At 44.3% G+C, this 3,896-nt stretch carries 4 protein-coding genes and 1 pseudogene; 1 reads left to right on the top strand and 4 read right to left on the bottom strand.

Going from position 1 to position 3,896, the window contains the following annotated elements:
• Positions 1 to 647, bottom strand: a 647-nt coding sequence (locus VF500_RS01850; RefSeq protein WP_330858044.1) for a DUF4905 domain-containing protein, incomplete at its 3' end; no start/stop codon positions are given.
• 96 nt (positions 648 to 743) lie between these two features.
• Between VF500_RS01850 and VF500_RS01855 the strand changes: the two genes are divergently transcribed.
• Complete coding sequence (locus VF500_RS01855) at positions 744 to 1,223, top strand: Dps family protein (RefSeq protein WP_110584522.1); 480 nt, start codon at positions 744 to 746, stop codon at positions 1,221 to 1,223.
• Between the two features lie 286 nt (positions 1,224 to 1,509).
• Here the strand turns inward: VF500_RS01855 and VF500_RS01860 are convergent, their stop codons facing one another.
• The 3 genes and pseudogenes from VF500_RS01860 to VF500_RS01870 form a co-directional block, all read right to left on the bottom strand.
• Positions 1,510 to 2,421: an SDR family oxidoreductase gene (locus tag VF500_RS01860; protein ID WP_414688559.1), complete on the bottom strand. Its 912-nt coding sequence runs from the start codon at positions 2,419 to 2,421 to the stop codon at positions 1,510 to 1,512.
• A gap of 6 nt (positions 2,422 to 2,427) precedes the next feature.
• Positions 2,428 to 3,204, bottom strand: coding sequence for an enoyl-CoA hydratase/isomerase family protein (locus VF500_RS01865; protein ID WP_330858045.1), 777 nt, complete (start codon positions 3,202 to 3,204; stop codon positions 2,428 to 2,430).
• 8 nt (positions 3,205 to 3,212) lie between these two features.
• Positions 3,213 to 3,896, bottom strand: a pseudogene (locus tag VF500_RS01870) (long-chain fatty acid--CoA ligase); the annotation flags it as partial.

Here is a 3,896-nt window from a genome sequence, read left to right on the forward strand (position 1 = left end):
AAAAGGGTACCCTCCTCGTTAAATACAAACAAGTGCTGTTCAAGATGCTCCTGCAAAAGCGTGTGCAAAGATACAATTCTGAAACTATTGTAACTGATATAATGCACCGCATTTGCATGTACAGTAAGGGGTAAATATAAATTATTTACCGCCGTTGCAGGCATCAGTTCCGGGCTGATGATCTGATTATCCAGGGGCTGATCAAGCACCGGCTCGTATGCCCTGATTGTACCGCCGGTTTTAACATCAATTAAAAATAATTTCTTAGGCTGCAATTGGGCGTTGTATACCACGGGACCGTTTATCGAAAGATGATCAAACGCCAAAGTAAAATTACTCCACAACTCTTTACCTGATGCCGCTTCGATAGCGGTAATGCCTTTATGTACAGGCCCTGTTGCCGACTGGTAGTTATGCAGCAGCAACACGCCATTGTATGCTGCCTCAATACCGGTAAGCCAGCGCTCGGGGGTAGTAAAACCTTCAAAATAGATATCGCCGTTTTGCAGGCTCAGAGCCGAAAAACTAACCTGTTTATCGGCATGGTCCCTGATCTCGAGAAACAGCGTTTGGCTGCTCTCGTCAATTTCCATACACCAAACCGGGGCCTGGTAAGTTTTGCTGATAAAGGGTAAAAGCGCAGTCATAAAGTTTGCAAATATGCTCATTAAAATCAAAACTGTTTATCTTTACCAAACATTGCCTGCAGAGGCATGTTACACTTAAAAACATCACATTTATTTATGAACGCTAAAGAAATAAGCCTCGAAGAAGTTAAAGTAAAACCGGTAGTTGACCACCTGAACGATCTGCTGGCCAATTACCATATCCACTACCAAAAACTGCGCGGCTGCCATTGGAACGTTAAAGGCACAAGCTTTTTTACCCTGCACCTTAAATTTGAAGAATTATATACCGCAGCATTGGTTACCATTGATGAGCTTGCTGAAAGGATCCTGAGCCTTGGCAAACCTCCTATCAGCACGTTTAAAGATTATATTGAAACATCGAGCATCAAAGAGATCCAAACCATTGGCTTAAAAGACACCCTGATGGTGAAAGCCATCATTGAAGATCTGGCTGCGTTAATAAAAATGGAACGCGAAATATTGAATATCACTGCCGATGCCGGCGACGACGGCACCAATGATATGATCAACCGCTTTATGCAATTCAACGAAAAAAACACCTGGATGCTGCGGTCATTTGTAAACGAAGATTAATCCGCAGATAATCCTACTGTAAAAAAGCCGTAATCAGTTGACCTGGTTACGGCTTTTTCAAAAACGGACTTTACATCAATTTGCATATTTAGTATATTTGCAGTGAATAAAGTATTCCCTTTGGAGAATGCGGATGTTCTGTTATTTTCCTATGGTGTAATGGTATCACGTCAGATTCTGGTTCTGAAGATTGAGGTTCGAGCCCTTGTGGGAAAACATATTTTGGAAAGCTCTTAGCGTATGCTAAGGGCTTTTTTTATTAGCTACCATCGATACTAATTTCACCCTACGCTGACCGTGTAGCTTTCTCGATACTATCCCACATTTCATCCGGTATCATTTCAAGCCCGCTGAATTGACCGGCACCCTGCAGCCACTCTCCGCCATCAATCGTAATTACCTCGCCATTAATATACCCTGAAAAATCAGATACTAAAAAGGCCGCCAGATTTGCCAGTTCCTGGTGCTCTCCTACCCTCTTAAGCGGCACCCTGTTTTTGAAATCGAACTTCTGGGCCATATCTCCTGGCAATAGTCTTTCCCAGGCACCCTTTGTAGGAAACGGGCCCGGCGCAATGGCATTGGCACGTATGCCATGCCTGCCCCACTCCACCGCTAAAGACCTCGTCATGGCCAGCACTCCACCCTTTGCACAGGCCGAGGGCACAACGTAAGCCGAACCTGTAAAGGCATAGGTGGTAATAATATTCAATATGTTACCGGGCATTTTCTCTTTGATCCAATATTTACCCAAAGCCAGTGAACAATTGGCCGAACCTTTTAAAACGATATCAATGATAGCCGAAAAGGCATTTGCCGATAAGCGCTCGGTAGGCGAAATAAAATTCCCCGCCGCGTTATTCAACAGTGCATCGACCTGTCCAAATTCCTCAATAGCTTGTTGCAGCATCGCTTCAACTTCATCATATTTCCGCACGTCGCAGGCAATCGGTAATACCTTCCCTCCGGTCATGGATCGCATTTCGGCAGCAGTTTGTTCTAACACATCCAGCTTACGGCTGGTGATTACCAGGTTAGCGCCTAATTGCAAAAAGTAAGTCCCCATTGCCTTGCCTAAACCTGTCCCGCCACCGGTTACAATGATGGTTTTGCCTTTTAGTGCATCATCTCTTAACATTCCGCCGGCAGTTGCGGCGTTGGGGTTTACAGAACTATTCGGAGTGGTTGGGTCAGTCATCATCAGTTAATTTACAGGGGTATTTTTCGATTTTAGATTTTGGATCATCATTTGAAGGCCCTGCCTGGTTTCAGGTGCCCACCATTGCTTCAGCATTTTGTTCAGGGTCTCGGTTTGATCGGCCTTTAGTTTGCCTGTCAGCTCCTTACGCAAATTTAGTTTACTATCGCTCCAGGTAACCGGGTTCAGTTTCATGTAAGCTGTTACTTTTTCTATGGCCGCGTTCATTAACTTATCCGGCGCGGTAATTTCATCGATCAGTCCGGCCTCCAGTGCTTCATCCACTTTAAGCAGCCTGCCCTCCATTAAATATTGATAAGCCTTACGCTGACCAAGCCAGAATGAATACAGATTAAAAACACTATCAGGAACAATAATACCTACCGGAACTTCATTTAACCCGATGATGAATGTACCCGCTGCCATCACCCGGTAATCGCAGCAGATAGCCAATATACAGCCGCCGGCTGGACTGTGACCGCTTATGGCAGCTACCAGTGGTTTCCTGAAAGCTGCTAAAGTATTTTGCAGGGCTAAAAAATCGATCCAAAACTGGCGGCTTTGTTCTTCGTTATAATCATAAGCCTCAATCAGGTCGATTCCCGACGAGAAAAAGCCTTCCTTTCCGGTTAAAATAACGCCGCCTACACTATCATCATTTTCCAGCGTTTTTATACAGGCATCCAGCTCCTTAACCATTTCATGATTGATTGCATTTGACCGGCCCCGGTCGAGCGAAATTGTAACCAGCCTGCCCTGTATGGTTGTTTGAAATGTATTCATCCGGTTAATCAGTTTACAAGCGTGGGATCCTCGCTCACTTCGCAGGGATACATTTTATCTATTGCGGCTTTATATTTTTCGGTGATAACCTTCCGTTTCATTTTCCCGGTTGGTGTAAGCTCACCGCTATCAATCGACCATTCATCCGGAAGCAGGGTAATTTTCTTCACCTGTTCAACATGGTTAAATTCGGGGTTATAGGTATTGATAATTGATTGATAAAGCTCGATCACCCGGGCATCTTTAATTAATTCATTGTTGGATGAAAAAGTGATGCCATTTTCCTTACACCAGGGTTTCAAATGAGTGTAAGATGGAACGATCAGCGCAGCAACAAACTTTCTTTCTGACCCAACAACCATCATCTGCTCAATAAAATAGTTTTCCTTCATCTTATTTTCGATAGGCAGCGGGGCCACATATTTACCACCCGAGGTTTTGAAGATCTCTTTTTTACGATCAGTAATTTTCAGGAACGAATCTTTATCCAGCTCTCCTATATCCCCGGTATGGAACCATCCGTCTTCCAGTACCTCTGCTGTAAGCTCAGGATTTTTATAATATCCCAGCATAACATTAGGCCCTTTACAAAGAATCTCGCCATCGGGCGCGATCTTAACCTGCACACCGCTCAGCAAGCGACCCACAGTACCAAATTTCCGGTCGCTTTTCTGATAACAGTTAACAGCAAT

Source organism: Mucilaginibacter sp. (genome assembly GCF_036383575.1).
GTDB lineage: Bacteria > Bacteroidota > Bacteroidia > Sphingobacteriales > Sphingobacteriaceae > Mucilaginibacter.